This is a genomic window from Sphingobacterium sp. 1.A.4 (assembly GCF_002734245.1).
GTDB classification, from domain to species: domain Bacteria; phylum Bacteroidota; class Bacteroidia; order Sphingobacteriales; family Sphingobacteriaceae; genus Sphingobacterium; species Sphingobacterium tenebrionis.
The window spans coordinates 12,428-33,877 of the sequence record NZ_PEAZ01000118.1; the positions used below are offsets into that span (position 1 = coordinate 12,428).

Sequence of the window (21,450 nt, forward strand, 5' to 3'; positions counted from 1 at the left end):
TCGAATTAAAATTCTTCTGCCTTTTATGTTAACAATTGGGCTGCTTTCCTCTTGCCGAAGCATGAAAAATTTGGAGATTAAGGATTTGCTTCAACATAGCAACTGTAACCAGCAGAACATCTATCAATATAGTTTGGATAGCCTTCCTATTCCCTTACATGAACGCGTGATATCACCATTGCTAAAGGATCGACTGTCTTTCAACAATCTGAACATGGCAAACGCCATTGGCATCCTGAATACCATTACCCGGTATGCTGAATTGCGAGCGAACCCAAAAAGCAAGGAAGATCTGCAATATCGAGTGGAGATTTTGGAACTTAAACAGGAAATCGATCATAAGATCAATATGTCTTCTCTGGAGATTTCAGCTATTTCCTCGGAAATGGATTGTGAAGAGGAGCGCACCAGCCAGATTGCAAATTACCTGATCGGAAGGAGTAATGAACGGGAATCGAAACTGACCATCAGTGCGATTGTGGTGGGCGCCTTAGGCGCCATTTTAACGGAAGGGATCATCAAAAATGACAAAGCCAGTTCCGTTGTGGGCATCAGTACGGGTTTGGCAGAAGCTACTTTTGGGGTGATGATGTTGATGAACGATGAATCCATAGAATTCCATCATAAACGGAATGCATTAAAGGATATCTGGTTTGGCTCGCCCGTTTCCCAGAACTTCCCTCCTGCAGTATGGTATTACCTAAATTATAAGAGCCCAGAAAATGGTTTAAATAATTCCTTGCGTGAGCAGATTGTTCAAAAATGGACGAGTTTTGGGCAGATCAACAAGAAGCCGGAACAGGAACTATTGGATTTGTATTTTGGTACGGGCGGAAAATATAGCAGTGAGCAACTGGAAAACCGTGCGGATATGTATGATCAATTAGAATCAAACATCAATCTGATGAAGCAAGATCTGAAAGCCCTTTCCTTGGAATTGGAGAAAATCTAGGCCAAATTCCCAGCTAGGAATACTGTTCTAATTATCAAGAAATAACCGTATCTTTGCGCCATGATTAATGTATCGAATCTATCCCTTCGTTATGGAAAACGTATTCTATTCGAAGATGTCAACTTAAAATTCACTCCAGGAAATTGTTATGGTATTATCGGCGCTAATGGTGCTGGAAAATCCACGTTCCTAAAGATCATTTCTGGTGAGGTAGACCCTACCTCCGGTTCAGTTGCATTCACCCCAGGTGAGCGTATGTCTGTATTAAACCAGAACCACTATGCTTTTGATGAATTCACCGTCATTCAAACCGTATTGATGGGTAACCAGGATCTATACAAAATCATGCAGGAGAAAGATGCCATCTATATGAAGGAAGATTTTTCGGATGCAGATGGAGAACGTGCTGGAGAATTAGAAAGCTTATTTGCCGAGATGGATGGTTGGAATGCGGAAAGTAATGCCGCTACTCTATTGAGCAATTTGGGAATCAAAGAAGAGCAACACTATAAATTGGTTAAGGAATTGGATGGTAATGAAAAAGTAAGGGTATTATTGGCCCAAGCTTTATTCGGAAAACCGGATATCCTGATCCTGGATGAGCCTACCAACGACTTGGACATCAACACCATTGCTTGGTTGGAGGATTTCTTGGCAAGCTATGAAGCGATTGTCTTGGTTGTTTCCCACGACCGTCACTTTTTGGATGCTGTATGTACGCATATTGTGGATATTGACTTCGGAAAAATGTCCATCTACACAGGTAACTATACCTTCTGGTACGAGTCTTCTCAATTAGCACTTAAACAACGTGCTGATCAGAATAAGAAAATGGAAGATAAGGTGAAGGAACTTCAGGAATTTATCCGTCGTTTCTCGGCCAATGCTTCCAAATCCAAACAGGCTACTTCCCGTAAAAAGGCGTTGGATAAAATCAATTTGGATGAGATCAAGCCTTCGAACAGAAAGTATCCAGCGATCATGTTCAACTTGATGGACCGTGAACCGGGAGATCAGATTCTGAACGTGGAAAACCTTGGTAAAACAGTGAATGGTGAAGTTTACTTCAAAAACATCAGCTTTATGATCAATAAAGGGGATAAGATTGCTGTACTTGCTGAGAATAACTTAGTTACTTCTGCCTTTTATGATATTCTTGCCGGAAGAGATAAGGATTACGTTGGGGAATTTAAATGGGGTATCACGATTACACCTGCGGATATGCCGATTGAAAACGCTGCTTTCTTTGAAGGCCGCGAAGAAAATTTGGTAGATTGGTTAAGGGATTATACCACTAAACCGGATGCGGATGAGCAATTTATCCGTGGATTCTTAGGGAAGATGTTGTTCTCTGGCGAAGAGGTATTGAAGAAATGTTCAGTACTGTCGGGAGGAGAGAAAATGCGTTGTATGTTCTCCAGGATGATGTTGCAGGGTGCAAACTTCTTGATCTTTGATGAGCCGACCAACCACTTGGATCTGGAGTCTATTACCGCATTGAATAATGGTATGAATGATTTCAGAGGATCGATGTTGTTTACTTCACGAGATCATGAGTTGACGCAGACTGTAGCGAACAGGATTATTGAATTGACGCCTAATGGAATTATTGATAAGTTGATGACTTATGATGAGTATATAAACTCGGAAGCTGTAAAAGCCCAAAGAGAGGAAATGTATAGGTAGGTAAACTGGTATTGCGTCATTGCGAAATATGCTTCATTGCGAGGACGAGTTTGCGTCATTGCGAGGAGGCACGACGAAGCAATCTTTAGCCATGTCATGGTGAGCGTAGTCGAACCATCTGTTCGTTTGTACCCGTACAGATCCTTCGACTACGCTCAGGATGACAAAAAAAAGAAAGGATGACATTAAAGAAAGATTGCTTCGTTCCTCGCAATGACGTTTTAGGTTCCTCTGACGTAAAAAAACTTTACCCCTTCCCTTCCAACTCCGCGATCAACTTTTTCTTCACTTCCTTCAAAGCAAAATCTTTTGCTTCCGCATAGGAAATCCCATAGATCCTTTCTTCAGGATGCAGATCAGCAGGAAACCTAACCAACAATTTATCATAATAATCATCCAAGGCTTCCCGAATTGGCATTTCATACGACAACCTCAACTGAAACCTCCTGATCAACGCAGAATCAATAATATCCACATGATTACTTGCAGCAATCAACACACAATCCTCCGGAAAATAATCAATCAATTGAATCAAGGTATTCACCAATCTACGCATCTCCCCTACATCATTCTCATCCTCGCCCCTAGCCTTACCAATCTGATCAAACTCATCCAAAAACAAAACGGCTTTATCCCTTCCAGCACGATCAAAAACCTGCTTTAAATGCTGCGAGGTCTCACCAATCCTGGCATTGATCACATTACTTAAATTCAAGATAATCAAGGGTTTTCCCAAGGCTTTTGCAATACCTTTGGCACTAGTCGTCTTGCCACATCCCGAACTACCAAACAACAATATTTTATTGCTTACAGGTAATCCATAGCGACTTAATTCCTCCACATAAAGATTTTCCTTAATCAATTGATTAATACTCTCCCGATTGCTTTCACTCAAGAACACATCCTGAATATCAATCGCCTCCTTATCCTTAATAATTAAATCCTGTATATGCATGGTTCAAAACTATGAATGCCAAAGGTACATAATTTAATTCTTCACCATCATCCGATTATCACTGGAATTCCTATCGATCAAAATGTTATTCGGATCAACGCCCACTTCAATCGGCTTTTGATCCAAGATCAATTTCACCTTATTATTGATCTTATCAATCTTCACTTTCTTCGAATAGATCGGATTATCTTCCATCTTCTTGGAAGCTTTCCCCTCTTTCTTATCCCCATAAACCGCAATCTCCACGTAATCCTGCAAAGGCAATGACTTAATTTCCTCTTTTCCATCTTTCCCTTTCAGCATCGTACCTTTCACATCCTCAAAGACCTCCTTCCCTTTCGGGTCGGTTCTATATTTGGATACCTGGAAATCCATGGTCAACTCGTATTTACCATTTTTAAGATCCTTTACGGTCACATCATTGACTTTATTATCATAAAGCGTGATGGTTTCGAACATATCCTTGATGAGGTATTGCAAAGAATCTGGCGTATGCTGTCTCAATAGACCAACAAATTCCAACGAAGTAGTATATGGCGGGTTTTGAAAGGCCGTCCTGTTCAAGTATTCTTTCAAAAAGTTATTGAATGGCTTCTCCCCGAGGTATTCACTCATGGCATACATCACCACAGAACCCTTGTTATAGTGGATATAACCTTGGTTTTCATTGAACATCAATGGATTTTCCCCTAAGTGCTCTGCTGCTCTACCTTGAAGGTATGAATCCAAGGCATCTTTCAAGTACCTACGCATCTGTCCCTTCCCATACGTTTGCTCCAACACCTTTAACGAGCTATATTCTGATAGGGATTCCGACATCATGGTTGCCCCTTTTACCTGTGCACCTATCACTTGATGCGCCCACCATTGGTGTGCAAATTCATGCGCAGTAACCGAATACGGATAATCGACCGCATCCTCCTTGCTTTCATCGATTTTTGCAATAAAACCGATGGCTTCCGAAAAAGGAACTGTATTGGCGAATGCCTGAGCAAAAGTACCCACAGTTTTAGGGAACTCGATCACACGCATTTGATTGAACTGATAAGGACTATAGTTAGCTTCATAATAATCCAAGGATTTTTTCATGGAAGCCATCATGCGATCCAAGTTGAAATCGTGGAATGCATGGTAATAAATCTCCAAATCCTTGCCTTTATACTTCTCCTTCTTAACGTTGAATTTAGCAGAAATGAATGCATAGAAATTGAGGATTGGTGCATCCATTTTATAATGGAAATAACGCTTCCCATCTTTTTCCCATTCCTTTTGCAGGTATCCAGGTGCAATGGCAATCTGATCGGTATTGGTGCTCAATATCGCTTCAAAATTGATCCAATCGGCATCTTGGCTGATGTAATTATTCCCTAATTTACTGCTGTCTCTAGGATCCGCCATGCGATCCTTTGGAGGCAATCCATATTTAGCACGAACATCGTTGTTCTCAACCTCCGCCATATGCACATAAGTAAGCGAAGGGAAGATACTATTATTGAAAAAGGTACCATTTCGAATCACTTCTGAACGATCATCGAGAAAAGTATGTGGCTTATTCTTGATCTGATAAACCACCTCCATGCTATCACCCGGCATCAATGGTTGAGCAAGTTTATAAAGTCGCACATGGAGTACACTATCGTTCAGGACTTCTTGGGCATTGTTCTTAAAACGAATATCTGTAAGCAGATCACCTTCGGAATAATTCAGGAAAATCGAGTCGATAGCATGATCGGTTTTATTCTGGTAGGTAAAACGCCCATTGATGAACAAGTTTCTGTTTTTGGGATCCATATCCACCTCCACAAACACACCCGTCAACCGAGGAGCAGCCATTAAACTGTATTTTTTGTATTTCTTCTCGTAATCTACCCGCTGCAGTTCATAATCTTTGGAGGAAAGAAAAGGTTCCGCTATATTATTATGGTGATAAATCGCATAACCTAACCCCACAAAAGCAACTAAACTAATCAACATAGGGATAGCAATGGCTGGTTTAAAGCGGTTCATCGCTAAAGCAAACTTTTCTTTGATACCCGAAACAATACCTCTTCGCCAGAATATCAAGGTGATGGCAAACAAGACAAGCCCTAACAACATCCAATATAATCGATAATATAGGAAAGGTCTAAGATTTCCATAACCATTCATATCTGAATAGTCAAATCCCGGATCGGCATTAAAAATAAATATACGTTGCTCTACGCCGATCTGAGGTAAAAATGGCGCACCAATAATCACAAAAAGGCAGATGATAAATCCGATAAAATAGTTCTTAAAGAAGCTATGGACAAAAAGTGCAAAAAGGATCAGAAAAATAAAGGACAAACTGCCCAACACATAGATTTCATAAAGGTAGTGCCCGATTTCGAAATGATAATATCCTTGATAGATCTGATAGATCAAACCATTCAATAAACTGACGGTAAAAACAGTAAGTACCATTTTGTACAAAGCCAAAGCCTTTGAAAGGAGCTGTACCCAGTTTGGTACCGAAGTAGCATCCAACAACAGGTTCATATTCGCTTGTCTGGAACGTTGGATCAACATACCGGCAAATAGCATCACCATGATCAACAAGAAGAACTGGTACATGCCGGACATGGTTTGCAACATCTGCCAAGTAACCGGATAAGTCGTGGTTCCATACAATTGTCCACTGATGCTCAAGGCCATCAATACGAACAAAAAGGCAAATGCCATGAGGATATAAAAAGTCCAATTCCGAATCAAGAACTTATAATCGATATGTGAAATCCGCCAACTTAACTTCAGGTTATCCCAGAAACCATGGTTATAAGTAACCTTAGGAAGATTGATCGTAATGATACTTCCGAAATTATCTTTTACGGTTCTAATTCCCTCTTTTGCACGTTTGAACGTAAAGGCCGATTGGGAAAAACTGAAGGTTTTATAGACAAAAGTTAAGATGATCAAAGCTACCCCCATCCAGATCAATCGGTTATAAAGCAGGACACCTTTGATTGGCAAGAGGTTGACATTTCGCTCATTCACACTCCAATATTTGGTATAATACTGAATCGGTTCAAAACCAAAAGGATCCAGTAGGGCCACCATATACCGATTGTCCACATCGCGCGTATAGATATCCAACAAGCTTTGAAGCAATAAGAGGATCAATACGGCAATAAACCCTACATAGATACTCCTTGTAAAAGTGACCAAGGCGAAGATGATACTGCCAAACAACAGAAAATTCGGGAATATGGTCGCAAAAAATCCTTCTACATAAGCCCTAAAATTGTTAGGTCCCAATAATTGAGCATTAATATTAGGGAAAAATTGAGCAGCATAATAACCTAAGGCACATAATAGGGCTATGATGGTCACCATGACCAAAGAGCTCAGGAATTTTGCCGATAAGTAGGTGGGTTTATTTAAAGGATAAGAAAATAAAAGGGTATGCACATTGTACATGTAATCCCTGGCCACCGATGCGCCAACAATGGTAGGCAACAGAAAGTAGATCAATGTGGCAAATGAATTAAAAAATGCCGCAATACTTAAAGGTGCATTGATATAAATTGGATTGGTTGTGGTGGAAGTAACACCATCAAAAGCTCCCAAGTTGGATAAAGAGGTAAACAAAGCCAATCCAAAATAAATGGCACAATAGACATAAAACACAGGTTGCTTCAACCAACGCTTTATTTCAAAGAAGAATATGGTACTAAACATGAACGATATCCTGCTTTAATGCAACAAAATAAACATCTTCCAAAATAGGCGTAGCCGGCTCGAAGGATTCATCCGGTCGAACATCATGGTAGACACGAATATTTAAGGTATTATCCTGGTTATAATTCGAGGAGATAATATTATGGATGCTATTCTGGGTTTCAAAATCAGCACGTTCGATTCTTTTCTTCCATATTTTATCCTGAAGATGGGTGGTGCCTTCCACAGAAGAACCACGGAAAAGTACTTTTCCCCCATTCATGATGGCCAATTCATGGCACAACTCCCGTACATCATCTACGATATGGGTAGAGAAGATGACGGTATGCTCAGCACCTATCTCACGCAGCACATTCAAAAAACGATGACGTTCTGCAGGATCCAGACCCGCAGTAGGCTCATCCACGATAATCAATTTAGGATTGTTCAACAACATCTGGGCAATTCCGAAACGTTGTTTCATACCTCCTGAATACCCGCTTACGCTCTTATTTCGGAATGCGGCAAGATTGGTGATCTCCAATACCTCGGAAACTATCTTCTTTCTATCCTGACGGTTGCTGATGCCTTTAAGGTTGGCAAAATAATCCAAAAGGTCTTCTGCAGAAAGGTTGGGATATACACCAAATTCCTGCGGAAGATACCCTAAAACTCTTCTTAATGCATTTTTTTCTTTTAGAACATTGATATCGCCGAATTGGATTTCGCCTGAATCTGGAGATTGCAAAGTGGCGATTGTCCGCATCAAGGATGATTTTCCGGCTCCGTTTGGTCCTAAAAGTCCGAACATGCCTGGGCCGATGTTCAGATTGACATTATCTAAAGCCTTAACACCATTATTATAGGTTTTTGTAAGGTTGCTGATCGTTAATTCCATAATTTATTTACTTAGTTTATAATTAGTCGTTGAAATAATGATTTCGTAACAGAAAATTATGAAATAAAAAAGGAGCGACCAAATGGTTCGCTCCTTAAGAGATTTTCTATTGTTGTTGAATATCTTTTATTTTTTATAATATTTCATCGCTTCAGGGATTAGTGATTGCAACTGATTGATACGACGGGCATCACTCGGGTGAGTACTTAACCACTCTGGAGGTGATCCGGTTTTACCGGCCGCCATTCTTTCCCAGAATTTAACAGACTCCCGTGGATCATATCCGGCCATGGCCATCAAGATCAATCCAGCTCTATCAGCTGCCAACTCATCCTTACGGGAGAAGCTTAATGAACCGATCTGGTAGCCAACACCATACAATTGGTTGATGATACCTAAATATTTGTTATCCGACATGGCACCAGCAGCACCCAATACCTGTGCGCCCAATTGAGCTGCCATTGCATTGGATACTTGGGCAACGGAATGTTCTTCGATCGCATGTGCAATCTCATGACCCATTACCGTAGCTAGACCAACATCATTTTGTGCGATAGGTAAGATACCTGTATAAACCGCAACTTTACCACCTGGCATACACCAAGCATTCACATCATCACTCTGCACTAAGTTAAATTCCCAGTTGAAATCGAATTGGTCTGCGAGACCTCTTTCCTGCAAATATTTGTTCGCTGCCGCAGCGATGTTATTTCCCACACGTTTTACCTGTGTTGCAGCGGATGTTCCTGTTACTACCTTAGATCCATTTTTGCTTAAAAAATCCTTGTATGCTAAAGCAGCCTGTTCGTTCACAGCTTTTGGATCCACCAATTTCAGGTATTTTCGACCTGTAATTGCCGATGTAGCACATCCCACCAACGAGACTCCCAAAAGGAACATGCTTGTGTATTTAAAAACCCTCTTCATAATATGTTGATTTAGTTTATCAATAGTTTTTCAATCATTTTGAAATACTTAACAAATCTTGTACCCAAAATGTTTAAACTTTTGATTTTTTCTTGAACAAGTAAATTTTAGACTCATGCCCTTTGAGTAGGCGTTCAATGTTTTTTTGATGGGTGACCAGGATCAAGGCACAGATAGCAATGCCATATAAAAGAATGGAAGGTACCGTTGTCTTAAAAATGAAAGCAATGCTGAATGGAAAGGTGAAACCCGCCATAATAGAACTTAATGATACATAATGGGTAACAAAAAGAACGATTAGGAACACCGAAACACACATTAAAGCGGCCGGCCAATGGATAGCCAGGACCATTCCGAATAGAGTAGCCACTCCTTTTCCACCTCTGAATCCTGCAAATATGGGAAACAAATGCCCTAATACGGCGATAACACCTAAGGCTAATTGGATATTGACAAATTGTGGGGCATCATGGTTGCCCACTAAAGAACTATCTAATAAAAATGGGAGATTGGTGGCTGTCCACCCCTTTAAGATATCGACAAACATCACAATGGATCCTGCCTTTTTACCTAAAACCCGGAATGTATTTGTTGCACCGGCATTACCACTACCATACTCCCGAACATCAACCCCATAAAATGCCTGCCCAAACCATACAGCCGTGGGAATAGAACCAAATAAATAAGCTAATATGACGATTCCTACCAGGTAAAATGATATCATATCCAGCAATTTACTAAATAAGTTTAGCTTTTAGACTTAAATCCAGGCTTTTAACAGAATGTGTCAAAGCACCCACCGAGACATAGTCAACCCCAGCTTTGGCATAGGCCGCAATGGTGTTCAAGGTAATACCACCAGAAGCTTCAGTAACCAATCGACCAGCAACTAGTTCTACCGCTTCACGCACCTGATCTGGAGAAAAGTTATCGAACATGACGCGATCTACTTTTTCCAGGTTCAAAACTTCTTTTAATTCCTCAAAATTGCGAACTTCTACCTCGATAGGTATGCTTAGGTTATTTTCTTTTTTATAGGCAAATGCGCCATTTACAGCTTGTGTGATTCCACCTGCGTAATCCACATGATTATCTTTGATCAGGATCATATCGTATAGACCAAAACGGTGGTTCACCCCGCCCCCGATCACTACGGCACGTTTTTCTAAAAATCTTAATAAGGGAGTGGTTTTGCGGGTATCCAAGACTTTGCAGTTTGTGCCTGCGATAGCTTGCACATATTTTGAGGTCTCCGTGGCAATACCCGACATGCGTTGCATGATGTTTAATACCAAGCGCTCACCTTTTAAAATATCATGGATCTTGCCTTTTAAACGGAAAGCGATTTCACCATACTTGACAGCAGTACCATCTTGGATTAATTTTTCAAATTGAATGGAAGGATCTAAATAGTGAAAGATTTCCTCGGCAATATCAACACCTGCCAATATCCCCTCTTCTTTGACCAATAATTGGGCTTCTCCTAATTGAGAGTCATCAATTGTAGATAAGGTTGTAAAATCGCCATTCCCCACATCTTCAATAAATGCTTCTTTTACAAATTGTAATAGCTTTTCTTTGAATTCTCTATCCATTTAGCAACATAAAATTAAGCGAAGATGAATAAAATTAAATTTATATGGAAACTAAAAGCTAATAAAATTAAACATTATTCTATTCGAAGCTCAGTAATAAGGGATTCCCCATTGTGCTGGTTAAACTTCAGAAAGATTCGGTATGTACCAGAATTAGCTTTTAAGTTATAAACAATATAAAAACTCGAATTGTTACGGTTAGTGTGCTGCAGTTGTTTGATTTCGGAAGTCTTGTTGGACCGGAAATAATCGCTCAATAAGAGCTCGGCTTGGAATTTCGTGTATTGACCAGAGTCATTCTTGATGGAAACAGCGACGTTCTGCCCAAAAAAATTGGCTATTGCTTTCGCGTTATTCGTCTTAAATGCCTCTGCGATCTGCCCACTCAGATTGCTCTGCCAGAATGTGAAAGACATTAGGGGCAAGATTAAAAGCACTACAATAACTCGCAAGAACTTAAAAGAAAACCTGTTTAAAATTCGTATCATGATTGACTTGGTGCACAAAACACGCGCTAACTAGCAAATAAAAATTCAATTAATTTCCAAAAAATCAAATTTTTCGCAACCAAAACTATGCCAAGGCATAATATTTCAAGTATATTTGTGTAATGAGTTCTGAAAATAGTAAAGTAGCTTTAATAATCCTGGATGGATTGGGCTACGGAAAAAACGATCAATCAAACGCAGTATTAGCTGCAAGTACCCCATTTTTAGATCACTTACTTTCAACCTACCCTAACTCAAAACTGGAAGCATCAGGCGAAGCTGTGGGCTTGCCTGCTGGTCAGATGGGTAATTCTGAGGTAGGACATATGAATCTAGGTGCAGGTCGTATTGTTTACCAAGAATTAGGAAGGATCAACAAAGCTGCTCGGGAAGGTTTTTTTATGGAAGACCCTACGATACAGGCTGCCTTTGAATATGCAAAAACAAGTCAATCCAATATACATTTTATCGGTTTACTTTCAGATGGTGGTGTGCATGCACATATTGACCATTTAAAGGCTTTATGTGATGCCGCACAGGCAGCACAGTTTGGAAATGACCAGGTCTTTATCCATGCGTTTTTAGATGGACGGGATACGGATCCAAACGGAGGTGTTGGCTATGTTCGTGATCTACAGAACCACTTAACGCATTCGGTTGGAACCATTGCTTCTGCTATAGGACGTTATTACGCCATGGATAGGGATAACCGTTGGGAAAGGGTGAAAGAAGCCTATGATCTATTGACCAGAGGTTTTGGAACTCCTTCCACAGATCTTATTGCTTCGATCGAATCTTCATATCAACAGGAAATCACAGACGAATTCTTGAAACCGATCGTTATGGTGAATGCCGATGGTACACCTAAAGCGGTGATTAAGGATGGTGATGTGGTGATCTGTTTTAACTTCCGTACCGATCGTGGTCGAGAAATCACTCAGGCATTAACGCAGACTTCTTTCCCAGAATATGCAATGCATCCTTTGTCCTTATATTATGTGACCATGACCTCCTACGATGATACCTTCAACGGAGTACATGTTATTTTCCATAAGGACAATCTCACCCAGACCTTGGGCGAGACATTGGCATTGAATCAAAAGACTCAAGTACGGATCGCAGAAACAGAAAAATATCCGCATGTTACCTTCTTCTTCTCCGGAGGAAGGGAAGAACAATTCCCTGGTGAGCATCGTTTATTGGTACCATCTCCAAAGGTGGCCACTTATGATTTACAACCGGAGATGAGTGCTTACGGAATTACCGATGCAATCTGTAAGGATATGGTCGAGAATGCACCTGATTTTATCTGTCTGAATTTTGCTAATCCGGACATGGTTGGACATACAGGTGTTTTTGAGGCGGTGGTAAAAGCTGTGGAAACTGTTGATGCTTGTACAAGGAAAGTTGTGGAAACGGGATTGGAGAATGGTTATTCATTCATTATCCTGGCGGATCATGGAAATTCGGAATTTATGGTTAATGAGGATGGTTCGGTAAATACAGCGCATACAACAAATCTGGTTCCTTGTGTTTTGATAGATAAAACCTATAAACATATTAAGGATGGAAAATTAGGTGATATTGCTCCTACTGTATTGCGTTTATTGAATGTTCCGATTCCAACTGAAATGACTGGTGATGTCTTGGTTTATTAAAATATGTTATGGTGTAGTGGCTGTTGGGCTGCTTGGAATGCTGATGGCCTGTTCAGATCCTGCTACAAAAGATAATGGAAATTCGGAAAAGGTGCTGTATTTCGATCTACCCTCCTATTTCCAGAAAGAAATTGATTCGTTGAAGAAGTTGGATCCGATGGTGGACAAAACGGTGGCAAAGGATGAGCAGGAGGAAACCAAGAAATTGAAGATCAAGGATTGGGAAGCTGAATTTGCAAGCTTTAAGAATATTGATTTGAATAAATCGGCATATGCGGATTTTATTCAGGTTGATTCTAGTGATAATCTATTGGAATATAGTTTTAATGATCCTAAATCAGATCTTTCATGTGTGAGGATTGAACTTGATGGAACGGGTAATCCTAAGGTTATTACGGTTCAAAGGGATGTAAAGAATAATTTGTATCATACATCAGAGTTTTTGATGTATGAGAAAGGGAAGTATTATATCGTGGAGAAAAACCAGGATGTGAAGGTAATGGGCGCGAATAAGTATAAGGTGCAAGGGCACTTTGGTTCTTAGGGGCTCAGTCAATACATCCTGTACGTCATTGCGAGGAACGAAGCAATCTTTCCGTCATTGCGCCCCACTCGCGTCATTGCGCCCCACTCGCGTCATTGCGACCCACTCCGTCATTGCGAGGAACGAAGCAATCTTTAGACTTTTTCATCCTGAGCGCAGTCGAAGGATCTGTACGGTTACTAATGAACAGATGCTTCGACGATGCTCAGCATGACATGCGGGAAGATTGCTTCCTCGTACCTCCTCGCAATGACGTATTCGGCCGCGTTTACTCTTCCTGATACCTCACCAATGAAATCACATTTTCACTAAATCGGCTCAATCTTCCTGCGCTATTTAAAAAATCCAAACTAATCACAAAACAATAGGCGGCAATCTCCCCGCCCAATTTCTCAATAAGCTTACTTGCAGCCACTACTGTCCCACCAGTCGCCAACAGATCATCATGCACCAACACCTTTGTCCCAGGCAAAAAAGCATCCTCATGCATTTCAATAGTTGCCTGTCCATATTCCAGCTTATAAGATTCTGAAATACAATGAAACGGCAACTTTCCTTGCTTCCGAATAGGAATAAACGGTTTATTGAGCTTTTGCGCCAGCAAAAAACCAAAAAGAAAACCACGGCTCTCAATTCCTGCAATCACATCAAACTCAACATCCTTTAGCCCATCCGCAAAAGCCTCTACAGCTTCCGCCACTATTTCTGGATGCTGCAAAAGCGGAGTAATATCCTTAAATACAATACCCGGTTTTGGAAAATCATGGATATCCCTAATAATGGTTTTTAATTTTTCTTCGATCATAAATCCCTAGCAAAATCTAAATATGGCTCAATTTTACGCAAAAAATCCAGATCAAGAATAAGAATATTCCCTAAATCTTCAATTTTCTCGAATGGCCCGTGCTGTATCCTATAATTCACAATGGTCCTTGCTTTCTTATATCGGATATAGGGATGCTTTGCCAATGAATCAATTCCGATTCTATTGATGAAAATTTTATCATAAGCCAAAGGCTGATCAAGCAATTGTTCTTCAATCTTCTGAAATAACTCAGGCGTCATTCCATAATCCTCCATCAATTGTTCCTTTTTATGAAATCCACCAAGGGCATTCCGAAATTTAACAATCCGGCTGGAGAAAACCGGACCTATTCCGCGAACCTGCATCCAACCCGTAGTATCAGCTTCATTAAGACTGATTTTATAAAGCGGTTCTTTTTTACGAACAAAGGAATACTCCTCTTGAGATCCTGAACTCGGTTTTTGATGAAAACCACCACTCCCTATTTCTTCCTCAGCAATCCGAACAAAAGGAAGCAATTCCTTAAATTTTGATTCCGAAATAGAATACATCCTGGAAAGATCTTCCACTTTCCGAAATCTCCCACCCTTTTTTCTGTAATTGATAATTACTTTAGCTTGATCTGGACTTAAACCCAGCTTTACCCAGCCTTCTTTTGACAAATGATTAGGATCAAAAAAGAAATAATGAGGTATCATTTTTTTTCCAAACCCCTCCTTGGATGGTTCAAAGTCTTTATTCAAAGAATCAGAATAATTATGGAATTGATCCTCCTTATCCATATATCCCAAACCATCATCTGCAAAATCACCCCTTTCATCTTTTGACTCTTCTGAAAAAACCAAGGTATAGCTTAGACTTTCAGGAGACCTCCAAAAAGGCATCATCATCTTCAAAACGATCAAAAAAAGCAACAATACCAATAAAACAAAAATCCCCTTTTGCTCCTTCTGATTTAATTGGAAATAATCGATCAAGCGTTTCATTTGGTCAATAGTTTTGGTTCTAAACAAATCATGATTAAATTTGGGGCAAATTATCGAAGACCACAACATGCATTTTGTCCGTCCTATATTTTTTCTTAAATACCTTTATTCCAAAGCGATTTGGAGAAAAAGTAAACGAGAAAATAATATTTATTTAACCTTTGATGATGGACCTATCCCTGAAATAACAACTTGGATTTTAGACGTTCTAAAAGAAAAAGGAGTTAAGGCGACTTTTTTCTGTGTGGGAGATAATATCCGAAAAAATCCTGCCATTTATCAGCGATTACTTGATGAAGGTCATGCTGTTGGAAATCATACCTACAACCATAAGAAAGGTTGGGAAACTCCATTGGAAGAATACCTGGAAAATGTAGCGTCCTGCCAAGAGTTGACAAAAACCAAACTCTTTAGGCCTCCATACGGAAGAATTACCCAGAAGCAGTTGAATGTCCTTGCAAAAGATTATCAAATTATCATGTGGGATGTACTTACAGGCGATTACGATAAAAGGATCAGTCCAGAAAGATGTTTATACAACGCGACAACCTATGTCCGCAAGGGTAGCATTATTGTATTTCATGATAATATCAAAGCCATAGAAAATGTCCGTTATGCTCTTCCCAAAACCATCGATCACCTTTTGGAAAAAGGATTTAAATTCAGCCACTTCTAAAATCTTAGATCTACTTAAGAAAGGATTATTCTAAATCATCATCGTCCGCATCGGCGATGGTCACGGTATAATCCCGCACATTTGATATCCCAAAATATCCCAATGCTCCATTGCTGATGTTGCCTGTTGGATTGCCGGGTGCTGCACTGGCAGGATTGGTCAGCTGGTATTCATTCCAATAGGTATACAGCTCTTTGGAAACTATCTGTCTACGAACCTTAACCTTATCCCCTACTTTAAACTCATCATTCCTGCCCCCAATCTGATGGGTAACGACTTGGCCGTCGTTGAATTTATCATTTTGCACGGCATTAAATTTAAAAGGGCCATCATTGATGGAAACAGTATATAAGTAATAATTCGGCACTCCCTTTGGATCTTCAAACTTAAGATTCACAAAGTAATAATCTTCGTTGAATATATTCTCCTTGGTCACTCCCATCGAATCAATTTCTACATAGTCTACCATTGTCCCCTTACTGGAATAGGTCTTATTATCAACACTAACCTCTAAAGTATAGGTAATTTGCGTATTGACAAAGAAGTTGTTATTGGTGTAAAGGCCATTCCCTGCATGAGTAAAGGTATAATTTCTTCCATTACTACCTTTAACAACAACCGAAGCATTATCTACCTGATCGAATTCCGGGGAATCGAAATTAACCGTCCTACTCACTAAGATCTCCTGGTTTCTGTCCTCATTCGTTAAATTGGCTTCAATAACAATCCGTGGATCGGAATCATTCAGATCAATATCGATTTTCTCCTCACAAGAATTGAAAAAAAACAAAGAAACAACAGCTATATAAGTTAAGATACTACGCATAAGACTAAAATTTAAAATTCCAGGTAACAGAAGGGATTATTCCGAATAATGCGATTTTATACGCTTCGGTGATATTCGGGTTGGTTTCATTTTCACGGAAGTCGATGATGTAGGCATTCCTGCGGTTATAAGCATTGTAAAGGCCAAACGACCAACTGGAATTGAAACGTTTATCCTGATTCTTCGGCTCATAATTTGCCGAAAGATCCAAACGATGGTAAGCAGGCATCCGATATCCATTACGCTCCGTATAATAGAACATGGTCGTTCCATTCACCTGATATTTACCGCTTGGGAATGTAATTGCATTTCCCGTATTATACACAAAAGTTGCCCCTAAGTTCCATTTTGGACTTAGCTGATAAATCCCAACGATAGAAATATCATGCGTCCTATCCTGGCGTGCTGCATACCAATTCCCATTATTGATCTGATCAAATTGTCGTTCGCTCTTCGCCAAGGTATAACTTACCCATCCATTCAATTTACCTTTGTTCTTGCGAAGCAGGAACTCCACCCCATAAGCCCTACCAATACCATACAGCAGGTCGCCTTCCATATATTTATTGGCCTGCAGGTCCGCTCCATTTCTAAAGTCGATCTGGTTATCCAATTTTTTATAATAAGTTTCCACGGAAAATTCATAGGCATTGTTCGCAAAATTCTGGAAATACCCTAAAGCCACCTGATCGGCAATCTGCGGTTTGATGTTCAAGCTGCTTACCACATACTGATCCGTTGGAAGACTGGAGGTAGTATTGGTCAATTGATGAAGATTTTGGGCAATGCGGTTATAACTCGCCTTAATACTATTTCGAGGACTTAAAATATAGGCCATAGAGGCTCTCGGCTCCACGTTTAAATAGTGCTTGATCACCTCGTTGCCATAAGTTTTCTCTGCAATAGGCTCTCCATCCTGGTCAAAATCATAAAATGTTCCAGGTCCTAGGACCATAAAATCATTAAAGCGAAGGCCATAGATAATAGAAAGATTTTCAATCGGCTTCCATTCATGGGATACATAGGCTGCCGCTTCTATTCCTTGTCTGTTATCTACGGCAATGGAATTGACTGCAGAACCCGCCTTGGCTTCCAAACTGGCAGGACGGATGCGCTGTTGCAATAGATTCACCCCAAATTTCAAGACATTATTATTGTTGGAATAATAGGAGAAATCCTGCTTCAGGTTCCAGTTCCTGATTTTTGAGGCAATCGTAAAATCCGAATCATCGTTATTGACATTCACATTATAGGTAAAATCACTATAGATCAATGTCGTATTACTGAACAATTGGTTGTTCAACACATGGTTCCAACGTACTGTTGCTGTTGCGTTTCCCCAATCAAATCCAAACAGGTCAGAATACCCAAGATCATCCTTGCCAAAATATCCGGAAAGATAGACCGTATTCCGATAGTTCAATTTATAATTCACCTTAGCATTCAGATCATAGAAATAAAGCTTACTCTGATTGACGGTTTCATCCTTCGATAATTTCAGGAACATATCCGCATAGGTTCTACGACCACTCAACATAAAGGAACTTTTATCCTTAACTATTGGACCTTCCACCTTCAATCGCGACGCGATTAACCCTAAACCACCTTCCACAGCAAATTTCTTATTGTTTCCATCCAACATATTGATGTCCATAACAGACGAAATCCTGCCACCATATTGTGCCGGAATCCCTCCTTTATAGAGATTTGCATCTTTTACCGCATCGGAATTGAATGTAGAGAAGAATCCCAATAGATGGGATGCATTATACACCGTAGCCTCATCCAAAAGAATAAGGTTTTGATCTCCTCCCCCGCCTCGTACATAAAAACTCGAACTTCCTTCACCTCCAGAAGCTACCCCAGGCAATAATTGGATGGTTTTAAGAATATCGCGCTCGCCAAAGATGACGGGCACATTCCTTACCTCCTCCATCGTAAATTTCAAAGAGCCCATCTGCGCGGAAGTAACATTTCCATCCTCCTTTTTTGCAGAAACAACCACCTCTTCAATGGTATTTGAGGTCGAGATCAACTCAAAGTTCATTTGCTTTGAGGCATCCACCTGCAGGGTATCCTGATAAGTTCGATAGCCAACAAAACTTATTTCTACCGCGTGTTTTCCAGCAGGAATGGACACCGAATAAAATCCATAATTATTTGAATAGCTACTGAGTTTAAGGTCAGGAAATTTAATCAGGGCGGCGATAAGACTTTCGCCCGAACCTCCATCCTTGATATAACCGCTTAGGGTTACCTTATTCTGGGCATATACATGGAATACAGAAAATAGAACCATGATCATAGTTCCTAAAATCCGAAGTATGGGCAGTTTATTCATAGGGTGGGCAGCGTAAATTTACAGGAAATTATTTTTTAGCAGGTTGATAGAAAAAATCATGGAAAAACATCATCTGATATAAGATTGATTTACTCCAATAATCCCAATTATGAGCTCCAGGCATGGTCAGGAACCGATGTGGGATATTTAGGTAAGTCATTTTTTCGTGTAATTTCAAGTTCACTTTATAAAAGAAATCCTCCGTACCGCAATCAATAAACAATGAAAGTGAGTTCGGTTTGATCAAATGTGTCATCTCCATGACGGTATGTGAGTTCCAAGACTCTTGTTGCTCATGGTAAGGTCCTAAGCGTTTAGCCATTTCCCAATTGTTCGGAAAAGGACGAATATCTACTCCCCCGGCAGTACTACCAGCAGCTGCAAAGGTATCCTGATGTTTAATCGCTAAATACAATGCACCATGACCACCCATACTCAAACCGGTAATTCCTCGTTTGGAACGATCTTTAGCTACTGCATAATTACTTTCCACAAAGTCTACCAACTCTTTAGAAACAAAGGTTTCATATTGATAATTCTTATCATTCGGAATATCCCAATACCAACTTCCATACCCTCCATCCGGACAAACAACTATCATTTCCAATTTATCGACCAGCTCCTTGATCTTCGGAACTTTATCTACCCAATTAGCATAATTACCCGAATACCCATGTAAGAGATAAAGCGTAGGTAGGTTTTTAGACTTACTGTTTTCAGGTTGGATAACCACCGTTTTAATGGCTTTACCCATTGCAGTGCTTTTCACCAAAACCGTATCCACCTGAGCTGCTTGTGCGGTAAAGAATGCAGCAAGCATCAATAAGAATGTTAAACGTATATTCATCAATTTTGAGGTTTAGAAAAATTATATTGGTAAAGATAAGAATCTAATCCAAAGGGGCGCTCACTTACGGTAAAAAAGGTTTTACCAGAATTATCAAATGTAATTGCTTCACCTTGTGGCTCTTGTTGATAGGCTAAGCGTTTATATGGCTTAGAAAGGCTGTGCTGAATAGATTCATTCAATACACGATTCCAATAATAAATATCGGTAAGATTCTTTATCAAAATGGCATCGCCTGAAGGGCTGATATCAGCAGCAGTTACAAAGGTAAATGGTAATGTAATAAGAGGTTTAAGCATATGTTTTTCAACATCTTGAAAAATATCAGTTGAATAAACAATTGATTTAAATTCCCGCTTGCTGATCAGGTAAAACCGATTGTCCAAAGGATCTATGAAAAAAGCTTCTGCATCCCTGGCTTTACCATCGTGGTTAAGGATGATGGTTTGAATCTGCGAAGATTTGATAAGGTTCTCTTTTTTTGCCACCTTGCTCCCAAACAGGTTCTTCCAAAATATATAAGCGGATATCCTTTCTCAACCCTCGGTTATCCCCAATATCTCCCAAAACCAAATAGTTTTTCCCATCCTTCTTGAACTTACCGATCTCTTCCATATCAATGGCAATAACACCTTCTAAGTTCACAATCTGCAGCAGGTTAGCGGAAGAATCCACCAGGAAGATCCTAGCCTTGTCTCCACTATCATTGTGCATCCAAAAAGAACCGGGATTAGCATCAGATGCAATAACCCCGGAAACTTCCTTAAGCTCAGGTGCAATCAGTTTCCCTTTTGAAACCCGAGTAGTAGGAATTAAGTCCTGGGCAGTTCCAGCTAAGGCACTGAACAGGAACAATATGACGCTTAAAAGCGTAATGCTATTTATTCTAATCACTTTAAAAGGTTAGCCATTCCATTAATTCATTATTTTCCTTCAAAAGAAGCGATGATCGCCTTTCTATAGGTAGAATCCTTCTCTGTCAATTCAAAGGATTTTTTATAGGTATCTAAAACGCCAAATAATTCAGCAGGAGTACCCGTTCCATTCTCAAAGAAATATTTGAAAGAATAAGTTGCCGATTTTGATAGATCGACTTGATCCTTATTGGAAGAAAACACCAAAGGTAAAAGCGTTTGTGTGCTCATTTTCCCATCGGTTGGCAACTTCATCAAGGTTCCAAGGCTTTTCACAAAATTATCTGAAGGTGCCCCTATCGATGAAAACTTGATCGCTCCTTGTCTAAAACCAGCCTGTTCATCAGCAGCACCCATCGCCGTAACACCAGCAGGGATATTCTTGATCACTTCGACCTGAAAACCTACTGTATCTTGATTATATAAGGATTTTGCTTCATAAATCACCGAAGAATCCGTTTGGCTGTTTTCTTGAAGGTGGAAATACAAATGCAGAGACTCCGCATCGGTATTCGCTGTTAATTGATTAAGGGTTGAACCTGTAGCGCCAGTGGAATCACTTGTATTGTTATTGGTTTTTGAAGAATTTCCACATGACATCATGGCCATTACCGCTGTAAGACTTAATCCAATGTTTAATAATTTTCTCATAATCATATGTTTATTGTTAAACAAAA

Annotated in this window: 20 protein-coding genes; 5 read left to right on the top strand and 15 right to left on the bottom strand. The window is 39.9% G+C overall.

Going from position 1 to position 21,450, the window contains the following annotated elements:
- Positions 1-61: 61 nt before the first annotated feature.
- Positions 62-952 (top strand): hypothetical protein, encoded by an 891-nt coding sequence (locus CRJ00_RS17420; protein ID WP_099368002.1) that lies wholly within the window; start codon positions 62-64, stop codon positions 950-952.
- Positions 953-1,012: 60 nt separating this feature from the next.
- Positions 1,013-2,638: an ABC-F family ATP-binding cassette domain-containing protein gene (locus CRJ00_RS17425; protein ID WP_099368003.1), complete on the top strand. Its 1,626-nt coding sequence runs from the start codon at positions 1,013-1,015 to the stop codon at positions 2,636-2,638.
- A gap of 247 nt (positions 2,639-2,885) precedes the next feature.
- Here the strand turns inward: CRJ00_RS17425 and CRJ00_RS17430 are convergent, their stop codons facing one another.
- From CRJ00_RS17430 to CRJ00_RS17460, 7 genes are all read right to left on the bottom strand, one after another.
- Positions 2,886-3,593, bottom strand: coding sequence for an AAA family ATPase (locus tag CRJ00_RS17430; protein ID WP_099368004.1), 708 nt, complete (start codon positions 3,591-3,593; stop codon positions 2,886-2,888).
- Between the two features lie 33 nt (positions 3,594-3,626).
- Positions 3,627-7,289: an ABC transporter permease/M1 family aminopeptidase gene (locus tag CRJ00_RS17435; RefSeq protein ID WP_099368005.1), complete on the bottom strand. Its 3,663-nt coding sequence runs from the start codon at positions 7,287-7,289 to the stop codon at positions 3,627-3,629.
- Positions 7,282-8,166: an ABC transporter ATP-binding protein gene (locus CRJ00_RS17440; RefSeq protein WP_099368006.1), complete on the bottom strand. Its 885-nt coding sequence runs from the start codon at positions 8,164-8,166 to the stop codon at positions 7,282-7,284. Before CRJ00_RS17440 ends, CRJ00_RS17435 begins: the two co-directional genes overlap by 8 nt.
- Positions 8,167-8,292: 126 nt before the next feature.
- Positions 8,293-9,093, bottom strand: coding sequence for a M48 family metallopeptidase (locus CRJ00_RS17445; protein WP_099368007.1), 801 nt, complete (start codon positions 9,091-9,093; stop codon positions 8,293-8,295).
- Positions 9,094-9,166: 73 nt separating this feature from the next.
- Entirely contained in the window at positions 9,167-9,817 is a 651-nt protein-coding gene (gene plsY, locus CRJ00_RS17450) for a glycerol-3-phosphate 1-O-acyltransferase PlsY (protein ID WP_099368008.1), read from the bottom strand.
- Positions 9,818-9,830: 13 nt separating this feature from the next.
- Positions 9,831-10,688: a carboxylating nicotinate-nucleotide diphosphorylase gene (gene nadC / locus CRJ00_RS17455; protein ID WP_099368009.1), complete on the bottom strand. Its 858-nt coding sequence runs from the start codon at positions 10,686-10,688 to the stop codon at positions 9,831-9,833.
- 74 nt (positions 10,689-10,762) lie between these two features.
- Positions 10,763-11,104 (bottom strand): DUF4783 domain-containing protein, encoded by a 342-nt coding sequence (locus CRJ00_RS17460; protein ID WP_167554297.1) that lies wholly within the window; start codon positions 11,102-11,104, stop codon positions 10,763-10,765.
- Positions 11,105-11,298: 194 nt separating this feature from the next.
- On the opposite strand from CRJ00_RS17460, the gene gpmI reads away from it, so the two are divergent.
- A complete protein-coding gene (gpmI, locus tag CRJ00_RS17465; protein ID WP_099368011.1) occupies positions 11,299-12,834 on the top strand; it encodes a 2,3-bisphosphoglycerate-independent phosphoglycerate mutase in 1,536 nt (511 codons plus the stop codon).
- Complete coding sequence (locus CRJ00_RS17470; protein ID WP_099368012.1) at positions 12,818-13,378, top strand: hypothetical protein; 561 nt, start codon at positions 12,818-12,820, stop codon at positions 13,376-13,378. Before gpmI ends, CRJ00_RS17470 begins: the two co-directional genes overlap by 17 nt.
- Positions 13,379-13,646: 268 nt before the next feature.
- Here the strand turns inward: CRJ00_RS17470 and CRJ00_RS17475 are convergent, their stop codons facing one another.
- A complete protein-coding gene (locus tag CRJ00_RS17475; RefSeq protein WP_099368013.1) occupies positions 13,647-14,183 on the bottom strand; it encodes an adenine phosphoribosyltransferase in 537 nt (178 codons plus the stop codon).
- Positions 14,180-15,169 carry a ComEA family DNA-binding protein gene (locus CRJ00_RS17480; protein ID WP_180268526.1) on the bottom strand — a complete coding sequence of 330 codons (990 nt, stop codon included), beginning with the start codon at positions 15,167-15,169 and terminating at the stop codon, positions 14,180-14,182. Before CRJ00_RS17480 ends, CRJ00_RS17475 begins: the two co-directional genes overlap by 4 nt.
- Before the next feature lie 40 nt (positions 15,170-15,209).
- On the opposite strand from CRJ00_RS17480, the gene CRJ00_RS17485 reads away from it, so the two are divergent.
- Entirely contained in the window at positions 15,210-15,845 is a 636-nt protein-coding gene (locus CRJ00_RS17485) for a polysaccharide deacetylase family protein (protein ID WP_257213835.1), read from the top strand.
- A 25-nt stretch (positions 15,846-15,870) separates the two neighbouring features.
- On the opposite strand, the gene CRJ00_RS17490 is transcribed toward CRJ00_RS17485, so the two are convergent.
- Genes CRJ00_RS17490 through CRJ00_RS17515 form a run of 6 tightly spaced genes read right to left on the bottom strand, consistent with a single transcriptional unit; the run spans position 15,871 to position 21,424 of the window.
- Complete coding sequence (locus CRJ00_RS17490) at positions 15,871-16,671, bottom strand: DUF4249 domain-containing protein (protein WP_099368016.1); 801 nt, start codon at positions 16,669-16,671, stop codon at positions 15,871-15,873.
- 4 nt (positions 16,672-16,675) lie between these two features.
- On the bottom strand, positions 16,676-19,012 hold the full coding sequence (locus CRJ00_RS17495) for a TonB-dependent receptor (protein WP_099368017.1): 2,337 nt from the start codon (positions 19,010-19,012) through the stop codon (positions 16,676-16,678).
- Positions 19,013-19,040: 28 nt separating this feature from the next.
- Positions 19,041-19,859, bottom strand: a complete 819-nt coding sequence (locus CRJ00_RS17500; protein ID WP_099368018.1) for an alpha/beta hydrolase — start codon at positions 19,857-19,859, stop codon at positions 19,041-19,043.
- The gene (locus tag CRJ00_RS17505) at positions 19,859-20,347 is read right to left on the bottom strand and encodes a hypothetical protein (RefSeq protein WP_099368019.1); all 489 of its coding nucleotides are present in this window, start codon (positions 20,345-20,347) and stop codon (positions 19,859-19,861) included. Before CRJ00_RS17505 ends, CRJ00_RS17500 begins: the two co-directional genes overlap by 1 nt.
- Positions 20,292-20,753, bottom strand: a complete 462-nt coding sequence (locus CRJ00_RS17510) for a hypothetical protein (protein ID WP_144038194.1) — start codon at positions 20,751-20,753, stop codon at positions 20,292-20,294. The genes CRJ00_RS17505 and CRJ00_RS17510 overlap by 56 nt, the downstream gene beginning before the upstream one ends.
- 29 nt (positions 20,754-20,782) lie before the next feature.
- Complete coding sequence (locus CRJ00_RS17515; RefSeq protein ID WP_099368021.1) at positions 20,783-21,424, bottom strand: hypothetical protein; 642 nt, start codon at positions 21,422-21,424, stop codon at positions 20,783-20,785.
- Positions 21,425-21,450 lie beyond the last annotated feature (26 nt).